This window comes from uncultured Clostridium sp. (assembly GCF_947072515.1).
Classification (GTDB): Bacteria; Bacillota; Clostridia; order Clostridiales; family Clostridiaceae; genus Clostridium.
This window is the reverse complement of the sequence record NZ_CAMTIG010000008.1, coordinates 35,703-57,913: the sequence shown is the minus strand read 5'-3', so window position 1 is coordinate 57,913 and position 22,211 is coordinate 35,703. Positions and strand designations below refer to the sequence as shown.

Annotated in this window: 27 protein-coding genes and 1 riboswitch; of the genes, 6 read left to right on the top strand and 21 right to left on the bottom strand. The window is 27.5% G+C overall.

What is annotated here, in order from left to right:
• The first annotated feature begins 301 nt into the window (after positions 1–301).
• Positions 302–1,219 carry a hypothetical protein gene (locus Q0W06_RS04835; RefSeq protein WP_297632118.1) on the top strand — a complete coding sequence of 306 codons (918 nt, stop codon included), beginning with the start codon at positions 302–304 and terminating at the stop codon, positions 1,217–1,219.
• An 11-nt stretch (positions 1,220–1,230) separates the two neighbouring features.
• Positions 1,231–1,617: a DUF1653 domain-containing protein gene (locus Q0W06_RS04830; RefSeq protein ID WP_297632115.1), complete on the top strand. Its 387-nt coding sequence runs from the start codon at positions 1,231–1,233 to the stop codon at positions 1,615–1,617.
• An 86-nt stretch (positions 1,618–1,703) separates the two neighbouring features.
• Here Q0W06_RS04830 and Q0W06_RS04825 read toward each other — a convergent pair whose 3' ends face one another.
• From Q0W06_RS04825 to Q0W06_RS04805, 5 genes are all read right to left on the bottom strand, one after another.
• The gene (locus Q0W06_RS04825; protein ID WP_297632112.1) at positions 1,704–1,934 is read right to left on the bottom strand and encodes a hypothetical protein; all 231 of its coding nucleotides are present in this window, start codon (positions 1,932–1,934) and stop codon (positions 1,704–1,706) included.
• Positions 1,935–1,936: 2 nt separating this feature from the next.
• The gene (locus Q0W06_RS04820; RefSeq protein ID WP_297632109.1) at positions 1,937–2,242 is read right to left on the bottom strand and encodes a hypothetical protein; all 306 of its coding nucleotides are present in this window, start codon (positions 2,240–2,242) and stop codon (positions 1,937–1,939) included.
• Positions 2,243–2,279: 37 nt separating this feature from the next.
• Positions 2,280–2,969 carry a major tail protein gene (locus Q0W06_RS04815; RefSeq protein WP_297632106.1) on the bottom strand — a complete coding sequence of 230 codons (690 nt, stop codon included), beginning with the start codon at positions 2,967–2,969 and terminating at the stop codon, positions 2,280–2,282.
• A gap of 283 nt (positions 2,970–3,252) precedes the next feature.
• Positions 3,253–3,765: a hypothetical protein gene (locus Q0W06_RS04810; RefSeq protein WP_297632104.1), complete on the bottom strand. Its 513-nt coding sequence runs from the start codon at positions 3,763–3,765 to the stop codon at positions 3,253–3,255.
• A gap of 35 nt (positions 3,766–3,800) precedes the next feature.
• A complete protein-coding gene (locus Q0W06_RS04805; RefSeq protein ID WP_297632101.1) occupies positions 3,801–3,998 on the bottom strand; it encodes a helix-turn-helix transcriptional regulator in 198 nt (65 codons plus the stop codon).
• Between the two features lie 148 nt (positions 3,999–4,146).
• Here Q0W06_RS04805 and Q0W06_RS04800 point away from each other — a divergent pair, with 148 nt between their 5' ends.
• Positions 4,147–4,710, top strand: a complete 564-nt coding sequence (locus Q0W06_RS04800) for a helix-turn-helix transcriptional regulator (protein ID WP_297632098.1) — start codon at positions 4,147–4,149, stop codon at positions 4,708–4,710.
• 9 nt (positions 4,711–4,719) lie between these two features.
• Entirely contained in the window at positions 4,720–5,190 is a 471-nt protein-coding gene (locus Q0W06_RS04795) for an ImmA/IrrE family metallo-endopeptidase (protein WP_366516752.1), read from the top strand.
• Positions 5,191–5,225: 35 nt separating this feature from the next.
• Here the strand turns inward: Q0W06_RS04795 and Q0W06_RS04790 are convergent, their stop codons facing one another.
• The 10 genes from Q0W06_RS04790 to recR all read right to left on the bottom strand — a co-directional run bounded on the left by Q0W06_RS04790 (position 5,226) and on the right by recR (position 14,596).
• Positions 5,226–7,175: a KUP/HAK/KT family potassium transporter gene (locus Q0W06_RS04790; RefSeq protein ID WP_297632257.1), complete on the bottom strand. Its 1,950-nt coding sequence runs from the start codon at positions 7,173–7,175 to the stop codon at positions 5,226–5,228.
• Positions 7,176–7,489: 314 nt separating this feature from the next.
• Positions 7,490–7,666 (bottom strand): hypothetical protein, encoded by a 177-nt coding sequence (locus Q0W06_RS04785; protein WP_297632092.1) that lies wholly within the window; start codon positions 7,664–7,666, stop codon positions 7,490–7,492.
• Positions 7,667–7,817: 151 nt separating this feature from the next.
• On the bottom strand, positions 7,818–9,074 hold the full coding sequence (locus Q0W06_RS04780) for an ABC transporter permease subunit (RefSeq protein WP_297632089.1): 1,257 nt from the start codon (positions 9,072–9,074) through the stop codon (positions 7,818–7,820).
• Positions 9,074–9,988: an ABC transporter ATP-binding protein gene (locus Q0W06_RS04775; RefSeq protein WP_297632087.1), complete on the bottom strand. Its 915-nt coding sequence runs from the start codon at positions 9,986–9,988 to the stop codon at positions 9,074–9,076. Before Q0W06_RS04775 ends, Q0W06_RS04780 begins: the two co-directional genes overlap by 1 nt.
• Before the next feature lie 120 nt (positions 9,989–10,108).
• Positions 10,109–11,365 carry an ABC transporter permease subunit gene (locus Q0W06_RS04770; RefSeq protein ID WP_297632084.1) on the bottom strand — a complete coding sequence of 419 codons (1,257 nt, stop codon included), beginning with the start codon at positions 11,363–11,365 and terminating at the stop codon, positions 10,109–10,111.
• A 110-nt stretch (positions 11,366–11,475) separates the two neighbouring features.
• Positions 11,476–12,375, bottom strand: a complete 900-nt coding sequence (locus Q0W06_RS04765; RefSeq protein ID WP_297632081.1) for a hypothetical protein — start codon at positions 12,373–12,375, stop codon at positions 11,476–11,478.
• Between the two features lie 147 nt (positions 12,376–12,522).
• Complete coding sequence (locus Q0W06_RS04760) at positions 12,523–13,146, bottom strand: cyclase family protein (protein WP_297632079.1); 624 nt, start codon at positions 13,144–13,146, stop codon at positions 12,523–12,525.
• A gap of 66 nt (positions 13,147–13,212) precedes the next feature.
• Positions 13,213–13,452 carry a pro-sigmaK processing inhibitor BofA family protein gene (locus Q0W06_RS04755; protein ID WP_297632076.1) on the bottom strand — a complete coding sequence of 80 codons (240 nt, stop codon included), beginning with the start codon at positions 13,450–13,452 and terminating at the stop codon, positions 13,213–13,215.
• A 35-nt stretch (positions 13,453–13,487) separates the two neighbouring features.
• Positions 13,488–13,769: a DUF2508 family protein gene (locus Q0W06_RS04750; protein WP_297632073.1), complete on the bottom strand. Its 282-nt coding sequence runs from the start codon at positions 13,767–13,769 to the stop codon at positions 13,488–13,490.
• A 230-nt stretch (positions 13,770–13,999) separates the two neighbouring features.
• Complete coding sequence (gene recR / locus Q0W06_RS04745; RefSeq protein ID WP_297632070.1) at positions 14,000–14,596, bottom strand: recombination mediator RecR; 597 nt, start codon at positions 14,594–14,596, stop codon at positions 14,000–14,002.
• 205 nt (positions 14,597–14,801) lie between these two features.
• Between recR and Q0W06_RS04740 the strand changes: the two genes are divergently transcribed.
• Together Q0W06_RS04740 and Q0W06_RS04735 are read left to right on the top strand one after the other, a co-directional pair.
• Positions 14,802–15,992 carry an MFS transporter gene (locus Q0W06_RS04740; protein ID WP_297632067.1) on the top strand — a complete coding sequence of 397 codons (1,191 nt, stop codon included), beginning with the start codon at positions 14,802–14,804 and terminating at the stop codon, positions 15,990–15,992.
• Positions 15,993–16,010: 18 nt separating this feature from the next.
• Positions 16,011–16,442 carry a MarR family transcriptional regulator gene (locus Q0W06_RS04735; RefSeq protein ID WP_297632063.1) on the top strand — a complete coding sequence of 144 codons (432 nt, stop codon included), beginning with the start codon at positions 16,011–16,013 and terminating at the stop codon, positions 16,440–16,442.
• A 34-nt stretch (positions 16,443–16,476) separates the two neighbouring features.
• Here Q0W06_RS04735 and Q0W06_RS04730 read toward each other — a convergent pair whose 3' ends face one another.
• The 6 genes from Q0W06_RS04730 to Q0W06_RS04705 form a co-directional block, all read right to left on the bottom strand.
• A complete protein-coding gene (locus Q0W06_RS04730; RefSeq protein ID WP_297632062.1) occupies positions 16,477–18,003 on the bottom strand; it encodes a family 20 glycosylhydrolase in 1,527 nt (508 codons plus the stop codon).
• A gap of 144 nt (positions 18,004–18,147) precedes the next feature.
• A complete protein-coding gene (locus tag Q0W06_RS04725; RefSeq protein ID WP_297632060.1) occupies positions 18,148–18,951 on the bottom strand; it encodes an ABC transporter ATP-binding protein in 804 nt (267 codons plus the stop codon).
• Between the two features lie 12 nt (positions 18,952–18,963).
• The gene (locus Q0W06_RS04720) at positions 18,964–20,043 is read right to left on the bottom strand and encodes a hypothetical protein (RefSeq protein ID WP_297632058.1); all 1,080 of its coding nucleotides are present in this window, start codon (positions 20,041–20,043) and stop codon (positions 18,964–18,966) included.
• Positions 20,012–20,251, bottom strand: a complete 240-nt coding sequence (locus Q0W06_RS04715; RefSeq protein WP_297632055.1) for a hypothetical protein — start codon at positions 20,249–20,251, stop codon at positions 20,012–20,014. Before Q0W06_RS04715 ends, Q0W06_RS04720 begins: the two co-directional genes overlap by 32 nt.
• A 140-nt stretch (positions 20,252–20,391) precedes the next feature.
• Positions 20,392–20,835, bottom strand: coding sequence for a GNAT family N-acetyltransferase (locus Q0W06_RS04710; RefSeq protein ID WP_297632053.1), 444 nt, complete (start codon positions 20,833–20,835; stop codon positions 20,392–20,394).
• 46 nt (positions 20,836–20,881) lie between these two features.
• A complete protein-coding gene (locus Q0W06_RS04705; protein ID WP_297632050.1) occupies positions 20,882–21,988 on the bottom strand; it encodes a VanZ family protein in 1,107 nt (368 codons plus the stop codon).
• A 104-nt stretch (positions 21,989–22,092) separates the two neighbouring features.
• Positions 22,093–22,177, top strand: a riboswitch (cyclic di-GMP riboswitch).
• The last annotated feature ends 34 nt before the right edge of the window (positions 22,178–22,211 follow it).

The window sequence follows — 22,211 nt, the reverse complement described above, 5'->3', positions numbered from 1 at the left end:
AAAAGGTATAAAAAAAGAACTTGATTTCTTCAAATTCTCTCTTTCTATATTGCTTAACCTTTTATGATGATATTAGAATACCATGAATTTTTCATTCTTTGTTTACTCTATTTAACTACTAACTCATCTCTTTTTGCATTCTACGGCATTTTAATTTTATATTTTTATTTACACTCTCTTAACCCACAATACATATATCCACTATATACTCAAAGGAAAGTTTATGATTTATAAGAATATTTTTCTATTTTTATACTTTATATGCTTACTATAATATTCTATACTGAATGGAGTTGAATTTATGCCACAAAATTTTGAAGATTTAAAAGGAAAAATTGTTAGAGATCCTGATGGATATTTTTACCTAGTTCTTCGTATTACTTCTGACGTTGCTAACTCACAAAAAAAGATGGTTTTATATAGAGATTTTTATAATGAAAATAATCTATTCATTTTACCTAAAAATATATTTTTAGATATTAATGATAAAAAATTTTTCCCAAATTCAACACAAAAATTTCTATTTCAAACTGTAGATAAAGCTGATTCTGTGCCACCTTTTATTAAACCTAAACAATCTAAGTCTATAATTAGGGACTCTGTTGATTTTTATAAAAAATTTGTTCAAGGTTATAAAGGTACTTTTTGCTTTGTTCATGATTTAGTTTATGACGGATTTTCTAATGAACCCTTTGTTTTGTATGGAGAAATAAATTTATTGCCCTTTGTTGCTCCTAAAAAAATATTTTTAGGAACTGTTAATTTAGAGAAACATCCTGATGCAATACAACCACACATTTATGAAGTTGTTGATTCTAATACAGCACTTCATCTATTTCCAAAACAAAAGGATTTAATTCCTCTTAAAGGTCATGTTATTAGACGTTTTAATAAGTTATATTATGTTGTAATTGATCAGCCACATGACCCTATTACAGGCACTGATTTTGTTTTAATGAAAGGTCTTTTTGGGAAATATGATCTTAAACTCCTTCCACGCTCATATTTTTTATCTGAACTAGAAAGTAAACGTAGTTCAAAATATAAAGAAAAATATATTTATAACCTAGTTGAACCTGATAAAGTTCCTAGTAAACCCTCTTTTCATAATTGGTTTATTAAAGAACGTTCTATTCGTTTTCAATATAATATGTTTTGGGGTTCAATTTTAATAATTTCTTATGTTTTTCTTTTTGTATTTTTAATACTTAAAAGTTAAGGAGGTTTCTTATGGAACGAGATTTAAAAAATTTTAAAGGACAAATAATTGAAGATTATAAAGGTAATATTTATTTTGTAAATGGTCTTGTAGAAAATTCTACAACTTCCGAAGAAATGGTTGTTTATACTTCTTTAGATACTAAACGTGAAGTTTTTACTACATCACAAAAAAACTTCTTAGGTTTATCACCTTCTTCACAATCATATAGATTCTTCTTAACAAATAAAAATATAGCTATACCTAAGGACATGATTATTCTAGAAGATAAACAATTTTTGGAAAATATCGGTTCTTCAACTTTTCCTAAACCACATAAAACTACAGTTATCCTAATAATTATTCTTATTTTCTGTGCTTTTATCGGAACGGGGATTGTTGCGTTTACCACTAACTAAAAAAGCCTATAACTAGATTTAAATTTTTCTAAATCTAGCTATAGGCTTTTAATTTTCATTTTATTAATTTTCTAAATATTGGCATACTATTTATTTTTAGAGTTTAATCTTGTTATAAACTCTAAATAATCTACAAACTCATATATATTCATATCTAAACATTCCTCTAATCCCATATTGCATTTTTGTTGTGCATAATGAAACAGATAATAATAAAAGTCAGTAGATTTTTTTTCTACTGACTTTTTGTTTTTTTGATATATATCTTGTTTATCCCATTCATCAAAAATGGAGCCTGAACTTTCCTTCGGCTCCAATCCTAGTTTTTTATGATATTTCTTATGTTAGACTCTACTTTTTTATTTATATAATCTCCAATTCTAAAAAATATAATATCTATATTTTCTGCTGGAACATAGTCTAAAAATTCATCTAAAGTAAATTGATCATTAAATGCCTTGCATATAAATTTACATTCTTCTAATATGAAGTCCGCTGATGAGCCTTCCATTTTATCTATATTCTTCTTTGCTAATTTATCTACTAATCTAGCATGTTCAAGCTTTACTCTTCCTGTAATTCCTTTTGATTCATATCGCGTATTATTAAATTCTAATTCTAACATAATATTTCTCCTATCTAACTTTTTATTTTAATAATTTCTATCTTCTAAATGCTTCTCTTGATGTTTCAAATGCTTCAGTTGGTTTTGCTATTCCTGTTCCAATATAAGTTTCTACATTACTATCATCTATAACTGCTGAGAACCAATTAGTTAATAAATTCCCTACATCTGCTGTTGCTGAAATATACTCTTCATCTAGTTCAACTCCATATTTCCCATCTTTTGCTCTTCCTACGAATTGTCCTGTAAGTTGGAAGTCTTGAACTGTTTCTTTTGTACTTAATGTTGCAAAACTTTCTGTTGATGGTGAGAATACACATACATAGTACCATCTTAATTGTTGTTTACATCCATTACTTCTAGTTGCTCTAAATCCAATTGCTACTGGATTACTTACATCATCTACACTTAAATCTAAAAGTCCTGTTTCTGAATTATATTTGTGTCCAAATAATATTGATTTCATTTCTGGTGATAAATCATTTGCACTAAGTGTTATTGTTCCACTTTCAAATAATGAACTTGCATATTCTGTTGTATTGTTTGAATATACTGCTGTACTGTTGTACTTTGGTGCAATTTTTGCATTAATAGCTCTTGATAACATAATTGGCTCATCTGCTGAGTAAGTATCCATTGTATTTTCTAAAACTTCAGCTACAAAGAAATCTTTTAGTCCTACAAATCTCCCTTCTATAATTTTATTTTGTTCTACTTGTTGATTCATAATAAATCCTCCTAAAATTTTGTTATTTTCTATAAAAAGTTATATAAAAAAGAACTTGAATGTTTTCAAGTTCTCTTGCTCTGTGTTTAACCTTTTATGATGATATTAGAATAACATGTATTTTTTATCTTGTGTTCACTCCATTTGCTCACTAAAGTAATTCTTTTATACCCCTTTTGTCCTTTTTAATATTATTTTATAATTTATCTATTTTATTTCTATACAAAAAAAAACTATAACTAAATTTCTAATTATAATAAACCTAGTTATAGCTTTCTTTAATTTAAATATTTGATGTTTCTAGCATTTCTTCAAAATTTAATAGTGCTGAATAAATTAGTTTATTTCTGCAATAACTTTCACTATACATCAACTCATTCGCAAGTTGTCTCCATGTTTTTTTATGTTCACCATATCTTCCTTCAATTACAATTCTATATTTTTCATTAAGCTTTTTTAATTTTCTCTCTATATCTTTTGCTTCAAGCTCTAGTTCTGCCTTTTTAGTATATAATTCTAATAATTGCTCTTCTTTATTTATTACAATTTTTTCTATTACACTAACTTTATTTTGCTTAGCACTTATTCCACTATAATTAATACTTTTAATACTATTATACTCAGTTTTTATTATTTCAATTTCATCATCTAAAACTTCAATTTTTTCCTTTAATATATTTAACTTATTTAATGCTCTTATCGCTGCTTGTACTCTTTCTTTATTCATTTTTTCTCCTTTGTTTTTATCAGATAAATTAATCTCATATTCTAACTTTACAACTTTTTTATGTTCCACTTATATACTTCTCCTTTCCCGTTGCATATTTGGGACTATTCTTCAAAAAAAATTTCCTTTGGATTCTCAATTTTCAATATATTTATTATTTCTACTGCTTCCAAGATTAGGAATGGGGCTTTTCCATTCATTTTCAAATTTAATGTTTGCTTAGAAATCTTCAGTCTATCGGCTAATTTTTTCTGAGAGTAATTTTTATCTTTCATTAATTTCTTTAGTTCATTATATTTCATATTTCACCTCTGTTGCATATTTAGGATAATTAAATAATACAATCCATTTTTCTCTATGTCAACCCAAATTTGCAACTTTTTACTAGGTTTAAAACTTTTTCGTTGCATTTTTGAAATTTTGTTTTATAATTATATTAGAGGTGAGGTAATGGATAATGTAACTAATTCTCAAAATTTAACTGCTATTATGGAACGAGTTAAATCTAGACGTTTAGAATTAAATTTGTCTTATCAAGACTTAGCTGAAAAAACTAATATGAGTAAATCTACACTGCAAAGATATGAAACTGGTTCTATAAAAAATATTCCTATTGATAAACTAGGTATAATTGCAAAAGCTTTAAATATTGATCCCATATGGCTTTTAGGATTTACTCCATCTTCTATTGAGCTTTCTTTAGAAGAACAAGAATATTTGAATAATTTTAGAAAATTAAATTCATTGGGGCAAAGTAAAGTTATTTCTTATACTTCTGATTTAATTGATAGTGAAAAATATTCACATGACACAACAACTGTTACTACAGAATATAATTATAGTTCTAATTCAAAATTAATTACTACTTTAAACAAAAAGCCATTTACTGAAGAATTTAGTGATGAACAACACTTAATTCCTAATGCAGCTTGTGAACTAGATGGCGATTTTTCGGAAGATGATTACAACCATGATAGAACTATTATGGAAGATTATGATTTTTGGAATAGTTAACTAAAGGTGGTGTTTTCATTGCAATATGAGGAATTATTAATAGAATCTGAAACTCTAGGTGCAATTGTAAAGGAAGTTGATTTAATAACTAAAAAAGGCCTTTGCTATGGGAATAGAATCGCTATAAAGCACAATCTTACTGAGCGTGAAAAAAATTGTGTTTTAGCTGAAGAATTAGGCCACTATATTTTAACTGTAGGAGATATTAAAGAGCAAAGATTTAATATCTCCAATAGGAAACAAGAACTTCTAGCTCGAGCTTGGGGGTATGATAAGCTTATTGGCTTATCTGGCCTAATTAATGCTTTTAATGCTGGTTGTAAATTCAAATACGAGCTTGCTGAATATTTTAATATTACTGAAGCTTATCTAGATGAGGCACTTCATCATTATGTTAACAAGTATGGTTCATGCTATACAGTAGATTGCTATATTATAAATTTTCTTCCTAATTTACAGATAGGTAAATCTTTTTCATAAAAAAGAAAGCATCTCTAAGCCGAGATGCTTTCTTTTTATTTATCATATATTCTTTTTAATGTTCCTGCTGAACGATTTTGACCAAATAGTATTGGAACTTTTTCTACTTCAACTACGCTCGTGTCCATTCCATACCATTTTTGTGGTGAAACTGTAAGTTTCTTAATAAGTAGTTTTGCTGAAAGAATAAATTTATCCCATCCTGAAAATGTGCTTTCACTATGAAGTACTTCTTCAAGTAATATAAATTTAAAGTTTCCTATAGCTTTTCTATTTCCTGATGTTATCATATATTCTTTTGGTGTAAATTGAACTTCTCCACTTTCCATTAATTGTTGTACAACTTCAGCTAAAAGTGTATTTACTCCTTGTGATAACCTAAATCCTAATTTAAATTCTATACTAAATACTCTATTTTCTTGTATTGTATTGAATTTATATTCTTTTGTATATGGTTCATCTGTTACTGTGATATTTATAAACCAATAATTTTCTGCTTTCTTAGGATCTTTATTAAATATTGAATAAACTATTTTATTTTCTACTTCGTTCCATCTTTTTGATTTTGTTAAATAAACAATGTTATTTGCATAAAGTGGCAATTCTTTATCTGCCTGTATAAGTTTAAACTTTTCTTTGTAATCAAAAAGGTTAACAAATCTTCTGTATTTCTTTTTGATTTGAGAACTGTATGACCAAATATACATTAAGAAAATTAATCCTGCAGTTATTAGTAATGTAATATATCCACCACTTAAAATTTTGAAACTATTTGCATATAAGAAGCTTGTTTCTATAGTTCCAAATATAACTAATATGAATACCCATAACACTTTTTTCTTTTTCTTGTATCTTATATATTGTGATAACAATATTGTTGTCATAAGCATTGTTATTGTAATTGCTAATCCATATGCTGCTTCCATATTTTCTGATTTTTTAAATATTAATACTATCCCAATACAACCTATACATAAAGCTGTGTTTACAGCTCCTATATATAACTGACCTTTTTCGCCATTTGGATATCTTATATGTAACCTTGGGAAAATATTAAGTTTAATTGCTTCTGAAACAAGTGTAAATGATCCTGATATTAGTGCTTGACTGGCAATTATTGTTGCAAGTGTTGCTATTATAACTCCAGGAATTATAAACCACTTTGGCATTACTAAGAAGAATGGACTCTCTGTAAACTGTTGTCCTGTTCTTGCTAGAAGGTATGCCCCCTGCCCAAAATAACTTAATAATAAGCATATTTTAACTAATACCCATGTGTAATAAATATTTGACCTTCCACAGTGCCCTAAATCTGAATATAGCGCTTCTGCTCCTGTTGTACAAAGGAAGACTGCTCCTAATATATATACAGCACTATTTCCATGCATGATTAATTTCAATGCATAATAAGGATTTACTGCTTGTAATATTCCTGGATTTTTAGTGATTTGAGAAAATCCTAAAATTCCTATCATTAAGAACCAAATAAGCATTATTGGTCCAAATATTCGACCAATCTTTTCTGTTCCAAACCTTTGAGCTAAAAATAGTCCTAAAATTATTACTATTACAATTATAATTGTTACTTCCTCTTTTATTGGGAAAATAACATTTAATCCCTCAATTGCTGAACTTACTGAAACGGGAGGTGTTAGTATACCATCTGCTAGCAATGCTCCACCACCTATTATTGCAGGTACTATCAGCCATTTAGCATATTTTTTTACTAACGTATATAGTGCAAAGATTCCTCCTTCTCCATTATTGTCAGCCCTTAAGGTGAATATTATGTACTTTATTGTAGTCTGTAGTGTTAAAGTCCAGAATACTAATGATACACCACCTAAAATCAGCCCTCTTGAAGAGTAATTATTATTTGTGGACAGGATTGCTTGCATTACGTATAATGGCGATGTTCCTATATCTCCATATACTATTCCAAGTGCAACAAGCAATGAACCCATAGTAACCACTTTTTTCTTCATCATCTTTTGCTCCTTTTATTGTTTTTGTAAAGAAAAACAGCCAAGCAATTTTTAAAATTGTTTAACTGTTACTTAAAGATTATATCACAATAATTTTTAAGTCTATGTCTAAAAAAAATCTATTTTTTTGACATTTTATTAACATATCCAGTTTTCATAAGAAAATAACCATTTTATTATAAATTCCAAGATTTTTTATAAGTATTTTTTTAAAATTTATAATATTTCAATATACTTTATTTATTCCCTCATCAAACTCTTTTAAACCAATATTTTAAAATAACTAATATAAAAAACTTCTCATATTTTGTTATTTACCATTCTGGTCCAAAATATAATACTGATTCTGTTTCTCTACAATATTTTGTAATCATACATTCACTTAACTTTCTTGGACATTTAAAGCATACACAGCCTAAATCTTTTCCATCGCAATTCCCTGTTTTTTTCTCGGGACATTCCTCACAGTTTACGCCTATACCAGCAGCCATTTTTTTCGCCTCCTACTCATTTCAACTTTATATTTATATATTATATCAAATATTTATTATAAATCTAATTTTCTAATGTTTTAAGATGCCTCTTCTTCTAAAATTATAATTTTTTCTAAAAAAAGAGAGCCCTAAAGCTCTCCATTTTAAATTAAACTAATATATCTTTTTTTGAAAAATTAATATGAGATATTATATATGCAATTATAGTTACGCCTAACATTAGTCCAATACCTAACATATAATTTATATCCGGATTAGTAAAATTATTATTTAAATCTCCCATCAATAGTTGTGCTGTTGCTCCATATGATAAGAATGATAAATGAGCTAGTTCACCTAGTTGAGATATCATATATGGCGCTACTGCTCCTCCAACTATAACAACTACTGAAGCTGCTGCTGAAATCATATTACTTTTACATATTGTTGAGAATAAAAATACTACTGTACAACATGCAAATATAAATATAGCTTGCATAGCTAAGCTTCTAAGTACAAGATCACCATATGTTATAAACTCACCTGTTCCTGGGATTACATCTAAAATTTTATTTCCTTGCTTTATTAGTATTTCTTGATTAATTTCATACCTTTGTCCAACCTTTACAAGCTGATCTAAATCTGCAAACCCTCTAACAGCTCCTATTCCTGTAAATATTATTCCCTGTACTCCAAATAATAATAAAAATACCGAAGTTATCAATGTAATAAATTTTGCTAAAAGAATTTTCCCTCTCTTTACTGGTTGAATAAGTAAAAACTTAAATGTTTCATTTGTTGCTTCATCTGATACTATATCATTACCAAATATCGCTATGAATAATGGAATTAAAAAGCATAACATAGAGCTTACTTGAATTAATGAGAATCCCGGATAAAACTCCCATGATTCTATAGGTTTTAAATCTTTTTTACTATAGTACTCTAGCTCTTCTAACCTTTCAGTATAATATGTTAGTTGCGATTGTCTTTCTATTTCTCCACTTGCAATATCTTCTTTAATCTTTGCAATTTCACCTTTGATGTCTTTTATTTCTTCCTTTGTTGTTACTCTCCAATCTATTGGATTTTTTATTTCATCTTCTAATCTTTTTATTTCCGCTTCTCTATCTTTAATATATTGTTTCGATTGTTCTATATTTATATTAGAATTATCTTTCTCTGCTTGTGTTTTTAAATTCTTTTGTTCTGTTTTTAAATCATTTATATACTTTTTTTCATATTCTATTTGTTGTTTTTCTATTTCTATTCTTTTTTCAGGACTTCGCCATTCTAAACTTTGTTGTTCTGACTTATATAACATAAAAGTAAGTCCAGCTGCTCCTAATAGTAAAAGCCCTATTATTACTAAAGTTTTTGTTCTTTTAAATAACTTTATATATTCATTTTTAATTAGTGTAAACACTACTTCTCAACCCCTTCCACAAGCTCCATATATCTTTGCTCTAATCCATCTTTACTTCTATAAAGTTCATCTACCTCTATTCCCTTTTCAACTAGAACTCGTAAAAGCTTTGATGAAGTTTTTTCATGAATTATTAAATGAGTCTTTCCATGAGCTACACTGACATTATCAATGAATGGTTGTATTTTTAATATATTTAAAACCTCTTCTTCATTTGAATTATGGTGAAGAACAAAATTTTCTTTATTTGTTCCATAAACAGATTGTCCCATAGTCTCAACTGATTTTATTACTCCATCCTTTAAAAATGCCACTTTATCACACATTTGCTCTATTTCACTTAATATATGAGAAGAAACAAATACTGCAACTTTCTTTTCCTTTGCTATCTTCTTTATAAGTTCTCTAAACTCTATTATTCCTGATGGATCTAATCCATTAGTTGGCTCGTCCAATATTAAAAGTTTAGGGTTTCCTAAAAGTGCTGCTGCAATTCCAAGTCTTTGTTTCATTCCTAGGGAGTATCTTTTTGCTTTATCATCTATTCTATCTTTTAATCCCACAAGCCCAATTAACTCTTGAACCTCTTCTTTTGAAACTTTTCTTACTCTTGCAATTTGCATTAAGTTTTCTCTACCTGATAAGAATTTATATATAGCAGGATTTTCAACTACTGCTCCTACATTTGCTAAAGCTTCTTCTCTTCTTCTATCTAAGTCTTTTCCACAAATCTCTACAGTGCCTTCATTCTGTTTAATTAATCCAACTATCATTCTTATAGTTGTTGTCTTTCCTGAACCATTTGGTCCTAAGAAACCATAAACTTCTCCTTCTTCCACACTAAAAGTTATATCTTTAATTATCTCTCTTTTTCCTAGTTTCTTTTTTAAGCTCTTGACCTCTAAAACTCTCATATTCTCCTCCTAAAACTTTCTATGTTTAAATACTAACCAAAACATCTTAATATCATCTTTGTAAAAACTTAACATTTCCTTAAGTTTTCCTTAACTTCCCTTTTAACGCAAAAAGACACCTTATAAGATGTCTTTTCTTTTAAAATTATTATGTGCTATTAAATATACTATTCCGCTAGTAATTATAATTACTGTAGCACCTACACTTGCTAATATATTAGGATTTTTAAGTATCCACTGCATCTCTCCTGAAATAATCTCTCTTGTCCATCCATATATGAAAAATGATAAATGAACACTTCCAGGCACTCCCATTTCAAACATTGGTACGACTGCCCCTCCAATTACTACTATTGTAGAAAAAATTAAAGATACTAAATTATTTTTAAATATTGTTGAGAACATAAACGTGACAAAACAACATCCTATTATATAGATTGCTTGTAAAATTAACATCTGTCCTAAAAATACTCCATAATTCGTTATTTCTCCTGAACCTACTATAAGTTTTACTAAGCTGTATCCTTCTTTTATTAAGCTCTCACTATTCATTTCATACTTTAGTCCAATTCTAACTAGCATTTCTAAATCTGAAAATCCTCGCACTATTCCTGTTCCTACAAATATAATCAATTGAATTCCAAATATACTTATTAATGCTATACTTATTAATGTTAGAAGTTTAGAAACTAAAATCCTACCTCTTTTTTCTGGCTGAATAAGCAAAAATTTAAAAGTCTCGTTTGTTCCTTCATCTGAAACTATATCACTTCCTAGCATAACTATAAAAATCGGAATCATAAGTGCAAAAAAGTTACTTAAATTAAGTAATGTAAAGCTCGGATACATCTCCCATGTATAAACTGGTTTTATGTTATTTTCTAAATAATATTCATTAAATGCTATTCTATCTTTTATTAAAAATATTTCATCTAATTTAGCATCTTCATTTCTTATTCCTTTATTTATTTCAGTTAATTCCTCTATGCTTTTTCTACTTTGTACTAGTTCCTGTTCTAAAATCCCTTTCCATTCAACTGGATGTTCTAAGATTTTATTTAATTTTTTAATCTCTTCTTTATAATAGAGGTTATCCTCATTTAATCTTGATTTACTCTCTTCTAAGCTTATTTTTTCTTCATTACTAGCTTTATTTAATTCTTTCTCAATATTCCCTAATTCAATTTTATTGTTTTTAATTATTTCTTCATATGAATTAATTTGCCTTTCTGTTCCCATGTACTTTTTAGTATTTTTCTCATCTATATAACCCATTACTATTAATATACATGTACATACTATTAGTAAAACCAATACCATTATATTTTTTGGTTTCTTAAATAGCTTAATATATTCATTTTTTACTAATTGGAACACTCAATTATTCCCCCTCCCCATTTTTCCCCATTTCTTTACCCATTTATATTATCTTAAATATCTTAATATCTCCTTTTATTTTTCTTAAAATTTCCTTAATCTTGAATTTTTTATTTTACAACAATTTTTATTGGTGATGATATTTTTAATGTTTTTCCCTTTATTATTTTTACCCCACCATATCTTTTAGAACTAGATTTTTTTAATTTAATATTTAATTTCTCAGTGTCAAATATGTATTCTGATGAAAATATTTTAGTTTCTCCCTTTTCTCCTTTTGGTATAATCTGAACTGCTGCTGTTATATTATCTGGATTATAAGTATTTTCCTTATCCTTTAAAGTTCTCTTAAAGCTCCAAACTATTCCTGAATCATCTCTTTTATCCTCATTATTAAAATTAACTTCTTTTCTATTATCGTAATATCCTTTAATTACATTAACTCCATTATATTTATATGTGTTTGGCCAACATAAACTTATACAATCTTTTATATCTCTTTTCTCAATATCTTTACTATTCCATATTGCTACACTTGATAATGCATATGCTTCTGTTCCTACTATCTCACTTTTTGTAATTAAACTTGAAATTAAAGTTAGTTTTCTTTCCTTTGCTTTTTTACCTTGATATATACTTTTTCCTTCATCAATTGCATCTTTTTCTTTTGAATTAACTTCCTCTAAATTTTCCTCCTCTTGAAAGTAACATTCTGTATAAGATATTCCTTCTATTCTTTCTCCCTTTCTAACAGTTTCTTTTATATATTTTTTTAACTCTTCATTTTCTTTTATAGCTTTTTCTAAAACCTTTTTTCCTTTTTTATAAACTTCTTTTTCCTCATCATTTTTTGCTTCACATATTAATTCTTCATTTTCATCTAAGCTTACATTAATATTTTGCATATCAATATTTCTATAACTACTCTCGCAACTTTCATCTAAAGTACTTGCGCCTACATTAAGAATTATTAAAATAACACCTAAGAATAATAATTTACTTTTTTTCATACTTTCACCACCATTTATTTATAGTATCTTTTTTATTATTCGTAATTTATTTTTTTTAATTCTAACTGGTCTACCTTCTTTTATATTTATAAAAATAAAACTCCCTATAGCTATTAAAACTATAGGGAGCTTTATATATAATTTTACTTATTCAACTGTCATAACTGCTCTTACAAACGACCCATCTGCATCCTTGTATTTAAGAGGTAATGTACTTAACATTCCTTCTTCTACCTCTACCCCCTCTAAATTTAAATTTTCTAATATTAAAATATCATTTCCTAATAAAATTTTATGAATTTCGATAGAATTATATAAATCTGGAGATAGTGTATCTACACCTAGAAGCTCTATTCCTTTATCCTTCAAATAATTTGCAGCATCTTTAGTTAACGTTGGATAGCCTGTATTATATCCTTCTGTATTCCATTTCTTATAATGATCTGTTTTTATGATTAATCCTTTATTTTTAGAAATAAGTTCATCAAATATTTTTAAGTCATCACATTCAATATATTCTTTATCGGGGATATAAACTACTGAAACCTTTAATAAAAATCTCTCTAGTTCGTAATTCTCTAGCTTCTTCCCATCTTTTAATAGATGATATGGAGCATCTATGTGCGTTCCATTATGAGTAAATATATTAAAGTTTGTTGTTCTAAATTTATCTTTTTCAAAAATGGCTGCTTTTCTTATATTTATATTTTCTTCTTCTGAATATACTGTCATTCCATTTTCAAGTCTATGTGTTAAATCTATAATCTTCATTAAATTTCCTCCTTTATAATAAAATAAGACTCCTTAGAGTTTTTCTAAGAAGCCTTTTATGTTCACTTATAAAAATGTAAATATTAAGAGCACTATTACTCCAGGTATTCCAAAAATACCGGCTATAAGAGCTGTTATTATATTTATTCCTATATGAATTCCAAATCCTACACCAATAAAGTTAACTACATATAGTAATATAACTCCTGCAATTCCGTGTAATAATAATTTTATTGGCCATTTTAAAAGCTTTATTATTACATATAACACTGCTAATCCTATCAACATGTAAATTATTCCATCCATAAACTCACCTCACTTTTTTCTTATTTTTATAAGATTTAGTAACTTGCAAGTCTTGTACATTTCTCAATGACGTATTCGTTAGATGCCTCTAATCCTTTTTTCTTTGCAATATTCATATAATATGAGTATCTTTTCATAGCTGCCTTTTCTGTGTATATAGCAGCTTCAATAAGGAATGGATCTTCCACATTATCAAATACACTACTTGCAATTTGCATTTCAGCTTTAGTAGCTTCAATTTGCTCTAGTATATACTCTTTTTCCCTCTTATTTCCTAATATATTATTAAGATACTCTTTTATGCTAATTTTTTTCATAGTTTGCCCCCTTAAAATTTATCTTATTTGAATGCTTGCCTCTTTTTCTAAAATTTATTCAAATAATTTATTTTTAAGGAACACTTTTTTCTATCTTCCATACTATATCACTATAAGAAGCTTTTCACTCATTCTCAAAACAAAACTTCTAACTCCCATCTATACTAGGGCTCAATTTATTGAGCCCTTTCTTTATTTTAAGGATTTTAATTTTGTTTATACCTATTTTTTTATATTTGTGTTCTTCCTTGTAGTGCTTTTGATAATGTAACTTCATCTGCATATTCTAAATCTCCACCAACTGGAATACCTGCAGCTATTCTTGTTACTTTAACATCTAATGGTTTTAAAATTTTAGCTATATACATAGCTGTTGCTTCACCTTCTATATTAGGATTTGTAGCTATAATAACTTCCTTAATTTGATCACTCATTCTAGCTACTAACTCTCTTATTCTTATATCCTGTGGACCTCTTCCTTGCATTGGTGAAAGATTTCCATGAAGTACATGATAAACTCCATTAAACTCCTTTACTTTTTCCATTGTCATTATATCCTTTGGCTGTTCCACAACACAAATTGTACTCTTGTCCCTATTAGGATTTCCACAAATTGCACATGGATCTGAATCAGTAAAGTTTCCACAAACTGAACAATACTTTATAGTTCCTCTAGCTTTAACTAAAGCTTCTGCAAACTCTTTAACTTCCTCATCAGGAAGATTTAATATATGTAGGGTCAGTCTTTGTGCTGTCTTTTGTCCTATACTTGGTAATTTCGCAAATTCCCCTATAAGTTTTTCTATTGCAACTGGATAAAATTCCATAATCAATCTCCTTTTATATAAATTTATTTCAATAATAATCATTATATATTATACACTAAGTTTTCCTTACTGTATTTTATTTATTCCTAATAATTAGTTGACATAGCAACTATTTGGTGATAAACTTTCTTTAGTTGCCAAAGCAACTTTTATTTTAAATTTTATTTAGTTGCTAAAGCAACAATTTTGAAAGGAGATTTTACATATGAATATAATTCAAAAATTAACTATACTATCATTATCATTTATTTCACTTATTGCAACTGCCGCTATGGCTCCTGCACTTAATGGAATACAAACTCACTTTGTTGATGCATCACCAACATTAATCAAATATGTTGTTACTTTACCTGCATTAATTTGTATTCCTGTAGGTCTTTTAAATACGACTTTCATAAAATTTATTTCTAAGAAACGACTTATTTTAATTGGACTAATACTTTTTACTATTGGCGGTTTATCTTCTAGTTTGGCTTCTAATATTTATACGCTTTTATTTACTAAAGTTATTTTAGGGCTTGGTCTTGGAATCACTGCTCCACTTTCTTTAGTTTTAATCGGAGATTTTTTCCACGGAAAAGATAGAGCTAAATTTATGGGACTTTCTACTGCTACTACAAACTTAGGTGGTATTTTAGCAACTCTTCTAGTTGGTTTTCTTGCTAGTTTTGGTTGGAGATATTCATTTTTAGTTTATGCAGTTGCTATTATTGTTTTTATTTTAATTGCTTTATTTTTACCTAGAATACCAACTGAACATATTGAAAAAAACTTACATAAAAATACATCGCCAATACATCTTGAAAAGATTGAGGAAGAAATTAAACTTAATAAAGGTATTTTTAAGTATGCAATATTAACTATGCTTGCACTTATTGCTTTTTATGCTGTTCCTACAAATATGGATTTCTTAATTAAATATAAAGATCTTGGAACATCATCTACAGCTGCCAATATGGTTTCTATAAGTACATTAGTATCTTTAGTTTCTGCAACACTTTTCCCTAAACTTATGAAGTTACTTAAGTCTTCATATGTTATAGTGATTTTTGTTTCAATGACTTTAGGATTTGCAATACTTGGAGCTTCAACAACTCTTTTACTAGTTATTGTTGGTGCTGTCTTAGTTGGTTTTGGTTTTGGAAGCATTGTTCCTTTTGGAATGCTTTTTGCTTCTAACATAGTTCATAAAACTCATACTGGACTTGCTATATTAATCGTTACTACAGCTTTATATCTTGGAGAATTTTTATCTCCAATAGTATTACAATTCTTCTCAAATCTATTAAATATAAATAATGTTACAGGCTGTTTGTTTGGAGCTTCTATAGTCTGCATACTAGCAATTTTCGTATCCATTTATGTTATAATAAGTGATAAGAAAATTTTAATATAGAATAAAGGAGTTTTTACATTGAATATTCCATCACTAGATTTATTAAGAAATGCTGCTCTTTTTAGAAAGCAGTATCATGTTTATGTCTCTAATGCAATTAAAGATTCTAATTTAAATATAAGTTCTGCCGAATTTGGCTTTTTAAAAGAACTTATCCATACTGATGGGGTTATACAAGAGGTTTTAGTTCAAAACACTTGTGTCGATAAAGCTGCAACTAGTAGAATAATCAAATCTCTAGAACAAAAAAGCTTAATTATTCGAGTAAAAAATGAAACAGATAAACGCAGTTTAAAAGTTTTTCTAACTAGTGAAGGTAAGGAACTTGTACCTGTTATCAATAATATTCTTCAAGGATGGTATTTAGCTTTAACTACTGCTGTAGGTGAAGAAAAAGTAGAACTATTTATTTCTTTATTTACAGAATTAAATGAAAATCATCCTAAGTAAAGAAGCTGCTAAAAAGCAGCTTCTTTACTTATTTTTATCCTTTATAATAATTTACACCCTTTAAATCCAATCTTCTTTTATGAATTTCAAGTCTTTTTTTATACTCACCAAAACTTCTCATTTCTTTAGGTGTCCATCCTATTTCTGCATAACCTAAAAGTCTTGGATATATCATGTAATCTAGTTCTTCAAAATTAGTTATAGTTTCTGTCCATAGTGGTGCTTCTAATCCTAATAATAAAGTCTTAGGTCCAAAGTCAGTTGGATCCCAATTATATGCATTCTCTATTGAGTTATATCCTGCCCACTCCGTACCATAAGGTGTTTCTCTATCATATTTCATATCTAAATAAGCTTTATTCGCTCTTGAAATTATCATTTTCATACCTTTTTTCTTTGCATCTTCATTTGAATCTTTCCAATTTTGTAATATGATTGGTGTTTTTAATTGTGTTACAGTATCAACTGGATCCCAGCCAATAGGTATCTTTCCATATTTTAATACTATCTTAGAAACTCTATCTATAAAATAGCTATAGTCTTCTTTAGATGTTGCATTTGCTTCATCGCCACCTATATGAATATATTTTGATGGAGATATTTCTGCTACTTCTTTTATAATATCCTCAATAATTGTATATGTAGCTTCACTTCTGCACATTAAACTACTAAATCCAACTTTAGTTCCTGTATACGATTCTTTCCTTCTTCCATTTGGATTTAAAAATTCATATGAGGCAAGCATAGCATTTGTATGTCCGGGCATATCAAACTCTGGTATTATTTCAACATATCTTTCCTTTGCATATAGGACTATATCTCTAAACTGCTCTTGCGTATAATATCCTCCCTTACCTCCACCTACTTCTGTCTGCCCTCCTATAGAAGCTAGTTTAGGCCATTTTTTAATTTGTAATCTAAATCCCCGATCATCACTAAGATGTAAGTGTAGTTTATTTATCTTATAACTAGATGCAATATCAATTTGCCTCTTTATTTCTTCTACAGAGAAAAAATGTCTTGCCACATCTATCATAAAACCTCTATATTCATATTCTGGTTTATCCATAATTGATAGAACTGGAATATTCCATTTTATATTTTTACTTTCCTTTATTCCTTCTATTTCTGGTGGTAACAGCTGAATCAAAGTTTGAATTCCTCTATAAACACCTTCTGGTTTTAATCCATTTATATGTACTGAATCTTCTAAAACTTTTAAATTATACCCTTCATATCCTAATCCAATTCTTCCATCTAACGTAGTTAAAAATATACTTCCACTTGATGGTTTCGCCCATTTTATAATATTTAAATTATATCCTGTCCCTTTATAAATTTTCTCCTGAAGTAATACTCCAATATTATAAAGTTCGTCTGTCTCTTCTTTATTTTTTCCTTGCACATATATAGAAGTTTCTTCATTAACTATAAATTCACCCACTCCTTTTTCACATTCTAAAGGTTTTGGAATTATCCCTAATTCATCACTTCCATAAGCTTTAAATGAAAATAAACTAATAAAAATAAGCCCTAAAAATAGAACTCTTATTTTTCTCATAAAGTTTCCTCCTCTATTTTTCTTTAGTTTATTAATTCCCAATTAAATCTAAAATTATTAGAAAATTATTCTTGTAAGTTTAAAATATGTTTCTCTTTAATAAAAAAAGTAAGAGATATTTTATCTCCCTTACTTTCTATGCTTCTATTTAAACAACATTCTTGCTTCTTTTGAATTTATTTCTACAATCTTATAAAAGAATTCACTTTGACTCATTTCGCCACGAATTAACTCTCTTTCAATCTTTCCATCTCTCAAAAATATAACTCTATGCCCGTAACTAGCTATCATATTGTCATGTGTAACCATAACAATAGTCTTTTTATCTTTATCATTAAACTCTTTCAGTATAGATAATACTTCATGTGAGTTTTTAGAATCCAAGTTTCCTGTTGGCTCATCTGCTAGTATTAAATTTGGATTAGTTACTAATGCTCTTGCTATAGATATTCTCTGTATTTGTCCTCCTGAACACTCTACAGGATATTTTTTCAAAATATCTTCAATACCTACTTTTCTTGCAATTTTTTCACAAGCATCTTGTACCTCTTCTACAGTTTTCTTTGAATTAAGATTTAAAGGAACTGCAATATTTTCTAATACAGTTAAATTAGGTAACACATTAAAATTCTGAAATATAAACCCAAGTTTTTCTCCTCTAAATTTATCTACATCTGCATGAATTATCTTATTTATACTTATTCCATTAAAAAATAATTTACCGCTAGTTGGTATATCTAATGTTGAAATTGTATTTAAAAGTGTTGATTTTCCTGAACCTGATGGTCCCATAATAACTACAAACTCTCCCTCTTCAATTCCTAAGGAAATTTTATCTAATGCAATAGTTTTTATTTCTTCAAAAGTTTTTGCTGTAGCTGCAAATCTCATTCCTAGTTTTCTTTCATATACTTTACATAAATCTATACATTCAATTATTTTACTCATAAAAAATCCCCTTTACAATAAATTCTTTTCTAGCTCTTTTACACTATAAATATAAGTAATAAGTGTAGTTATAAAAAATACTACTACATACATTCCTATATAAAGACATCCATATCCTATATCAAAGTTTAGATTTTTAACTAAATAAGTCATCAAAGTTATATTAAATATAAGAGGAATAGTAACTAGAATAAAATAAAATATATTTATTTTTGTCTTTAATATATACATTATATCTTTTTTAGAATATCCTAAAACTCTTAATTGCTTTAAGGCTTTAATTTCATCTAAGCTAGTAGATAGACCATTAAACACCATTAAAAAAGTTATAAAAATAATACTTAATACAAATGCTAATGCATTAAAAAACATACTAGCTGATGTATACTCCCTTAAAATCATAACTACTGGAAAAGCCGTTCCAACTCCTAATAAAAACGGAAATATAATTTGATTCTTTTTAATTGATGTCTTTAAATTACTTATAATTATCAAATGATATTTATGATTTAAAAACTTTTGCTCCTTTAATCTATCTAAATATAAAGGAAGAAAATTATTGAAAAAAGCTATACATCCTAAAACTGGTATATAAAATAAAAATACTCCTATCTCTACAGATTCCTTAACAAACTCATAAGGAATAAAAATAACTGCAAACATTGATAACATAATTGGAATAGACAATAAATTTTTAAACCTTAATTTTTTATCATAAACCTCTGCCACAAATTGACTCTTATCATTAATTCCTAAAAGAACCGTTATTTCATTTCTATATCCAAACCCTTGATTTATAAGCCCTAAAGTAAAGGATTGTAATAGCAGAAATGCTATCATATATAGAAAACTACTTACATCTATCTGAAAAACAATCTCTTTAAATGCAATATAATTAAATATAGGAGAAATAATTACTCCTAAGATAATCCCAAATAGATATCCTAAAAAATTTAATATTGAAGTTTGAACTGTTAATAAAAACCCTAAAGAAAAAGTTGAAATACCGCTAAGAGCTTCTATTCCAATTTCATTTCCTTTAACTTTAATTAAATAGTTATTAGCTTTTAAAAGAACAAAAAAATGCAACACATAGAACAATTATTAAATAATATACAATCATGCCCCTTTCAGCTAAATTTTCTATTATAGATTCTCGTACCATGAATTGATCTGCTTCCATAAGATTAAGAAAATTAAAAATCAATGCTGAAATTAAAGTTGTAATTATCACAAATAATTTAGTTTCTTGACCGCTTCTCTTAAGTAAGGTTACTGTTAGATCTAAACTTTTACTCATGCCAACCTCCCAAAACTCTTTTATAGTTAAATTTTACCATTTAAAAAGTTAAAAGTGAATATTATCCTTATATATTCCTATGATATATCCATAAAAAAATGTACTAAAACTTTTAAGTTTCAGTACATTTTAATTCTCTTTTATCTTATATACTCCATTTCAATATGAGGTATATTTACTTCACTATACTCTTCTGAAATTTGTTTAAATCCTATTTCTTCATACAAGCCTTTTGCATAAGCTTGAGCAGATATTATTATCTTCTTTTCTCCATCTTCCTTTAAAATCTCTATAGCCTTCTCCATTAGCTCTGTTGCAAGCCCTTTTCTTCTATATTCTTTTAAAACAAGAACTCTTCCAACTGTTGCATATTCACTCTTTATTCCTGAATTTATAACTCTTGCATAAGCTACAACTCTACCTTTATCTTCTAAAAATAAATGCTTTACTTTCTTATCTAGATTGTCTAAATCATTCTCTTGAAATATTTTCTGCTCACAAGCAAAAACTTCATATCTAGATTTCATTATTTCGTACAATTCTTCTAATGTAAGTTGGTTAAACTTTTTAATATTCCACTTCATTCTATTCACCTTGCCCTTTTCATATGTTCTATTTTAATTCTTTCTTTTATTTTACACTAATTTCAAACCAAGCTAGAGAATCTATATTTAAATGTTCAACATCCACATCTTCCATTATATATTCTTCCTTTGCTTTATATTCAAATTCCCCATACTTTGATTTTAATTTTATAGTGTCTCCTTTTTTCACTTTTCCATATAACAAAACACTTTTAATTTTATCGTACTTATCATTATAACTAGTCTCATATTTTATAAAATTTTCTCCATCTTTATATACATTACTGATTTCTCCAATATTCTCTGTTAATATAGATTCATCAAATGTAAAAGTATATTTCTTTTTTCCTAACCCATATAAATATTTATCACGAGCATCATACGCTCCTAATTTTAAATTTCCTTCTTCATTAACTGCTAAAAATCTTTCTACTCCATATTCATCCTTATTTTGTTTTACTATTTTATAGCCATCATCTTCTATCTTATATGGAATAGATGCAACCTCCACACCATTCGTTTTAATAAGTGAATATATATCATTTATTCCCGTCATATATATAATTACAAAAAACAATACAAATATAGGTACTACTCTCTTTCTTATGCCCTTTTCTAATACCATATTTTCTAGCATATCATTACCTATTTTCTTTGTTATCTTACTTAATAGTTTATATGTAAAATATCCTATTATTACTCCAACTGTATTAAATATTAAATCATCTATATCTGCTGTTCTTCCTAATATTCCTTGTGAAATTTCAATAAAAAAAGAAAATAAAAACCCTATAAATGTTGTTATATAAGCTTTTCTACAACTCTTATATAACAAAGGTAAGAATACCCCTAAGGGTACAAGCATTATTAAATTTCCTATGATTTGATATAACCCATTTTGTGTGTTAACCTGTAACATCTTAATACTTTCTACAAAAGGATTTAAATTCATATAAAACTCTAAACTAAATCCATATTTAAACCCAAATGTTAACCATAAAACTGATACAAAATAAATTAAAAACATTGATTTTATAAACTCTCTAGTTTTACTTATCTTTTCACCATTTCTCACTTTTAAAATAGCTTTTCCCCATATAAAAGCTACTCCTACCATTCCCATAATTAAAATTAACTCATTATATATTCTCATATTCCCCTCCCATTTATACTTATTTTAACATTATTTGAAAAAAAAACTATAATTCTCTTGCATTTTTCTTTTAAAAGGTTTATCATTAGCTTGTAAGTAATTAACAATTTTATAGGCAAACCTAAAGAAATTTAGGGACGCAAAGCTATAGGGGTTAAGGTTTTTTAACTATACCAGCCAGTTGCATCCAGAAGATGTTTTTCATCTTTCGCCGTGATTGTAT

What these genes read in the sequence shown, in the direction of transcription:
- Q0W06_RS04835 (WP_297632118.1), top strand. Translation starts at nt 302, where the DNA reads ATGCCACAAAATTTTGAAGATTTAAAAGGAAAAATTGTTAGAGATCCT.
- Q0W06_RS04830 (WP_297632115.1), top strand. Translation starts at nt 1,231, where the DNA reads ATGGAACGAGATTTAAAAAATTTTAAAGGACAAATAATTGAAGATTAT.
- Q0W06_RS04820 (WP_297632109.1), bottom strand. Translation starts at nt 2,242, where the DNA reads ATGTTAGAATTAGAATTTAATAATACGCGATATGAATCAAAAGGAATT.
- Q0W06_RS04815 (WP_297632106.1), bottom strand. Translation starts at nt 2,969, where the DNA reads ATGAATCAACAAGTAGAACAAAATAAAATTATAGAAGGGAGATTTGTA.
- Q0W06_RS04805 (WP_297632101.1), bottom strand. Translation starts at nt 3,998, where the DNA reads ATGAAATATAATGAACTAAAGAAATTAATGAAAGATAAAAATTACTCT.
- Q0W06_RS04800 (WP_297632098.1), top strand. Translation starts at nt 4,147, where the DNA reads ATGGATAATGTAACTAATTCTCAAAATTTAACTGCTATTATGGAACGA.
- Q0W06_RS04790 (WP_297632257.1), bottom strand. Translation starts at nt 7,175, where the DNA reads ATGAAGAAAAAAGTGGTTACTATGGGTTCATTGCTTGTTGCACTTGGA.
- Q0W06_RS04785 (WP_297632092.1), bottom strand. Translation starts at nt 7,666, where the DNA reads ATGGCTGCTGGTATAGGCGTAAACTGTGAGGAATGTCCCGAGAAAAAA.
- Q0W06_RS04775 (WP_297632087.1), bottom strand. Translation starts at nt 9,988, where the DNA reads ATGAGAGTTTTAGAGGTCAAGAGCTTAAAAAAGAAACTAGGAAAAAGA.
- Q0W06_RS04765 (WP_297632081.1), bottom strand. Translation starts at nt 12,375, where the DNA reads ATGAAAAAAAGTAAATTATTATTCTTAGGTGTTATTTTAATAATTCTT.
- Q0W06_RS04760 (WP_297632079.1), bottom strand. Translation starts at nt 13,146, where the DNA reads ATGAAGATTATAGATTTAACACATAGACTTGAAAATGGAATGACAGTA.
- Q0W06_RS04755 (WP_297632076.1), bottom strand. Translation starts at nt 13,452, where the DNA reads ATGGATGGAATAATTTACATGTTGATAGGATTAGCAGTGTTATATGTA.
- Q0W06_RS04750 (WP_297632073.1), bottom strand. Translation starts at nt 13,769, where the DNA reads ATGAAAAAAATTAGCATAAAAGAGTATCTTAATAATATATTAGGAAAT.
- recR (WP_297632070.1), bottom strand. Translation starts at nt 14,596, where the DNA reads ATGGAATTTTATCCAGTTGCAATAGAAAAACTTATAGGGGAATTTGCG.
- Q0W06_RS04740 (WP_297632067.1), top strand. Translation starts at nt 14,802, where the DNA reads ATGAATATAATTCAAAAATTAACTATACTATCATTATCATTTATTTCA.
- Q0W06_RS04730 (WP_297632062.1), bottom strand. Translation starts at nt 18,003, where the DNA reads ATGAGAAAAATAAGAGTTCTATTTTTAGGGCTTATTTTTATTAGTTTA.
- Q0W06_RS04725 (WP_297632060.1), bottom strand. Translation starts at nt 18,951, where the DNA reads ATGAGTAAAATAATTGAATGTATAGATTTATGTAAAGTATATGAAAGA.
- Q0W06_RS04715 (WP_297632055.1), bottom strand. Translation starts at nt 20,251, where the DNA reads ATGAGTAAAAGTTTAGATCTAACAGTAACCTTACTTAAGAGAAGCGGT.
- Q0W06_RS04710 (WP_297632053.1), bottom strand. Translation starts at nt 20,835, where the DNA reads ATGAAGTGGAATATTAAAAAGTTTAACCAACTTACATTAGAAGAATTG.
- Q0W06_RS04705 (WP_297632050.1), bottom strand. Translation starts at nt 21,988, where the DNA reads ATGAGAATATATAATGAGTTAATTTTAATTATGGGAATGGTAGGAGTA.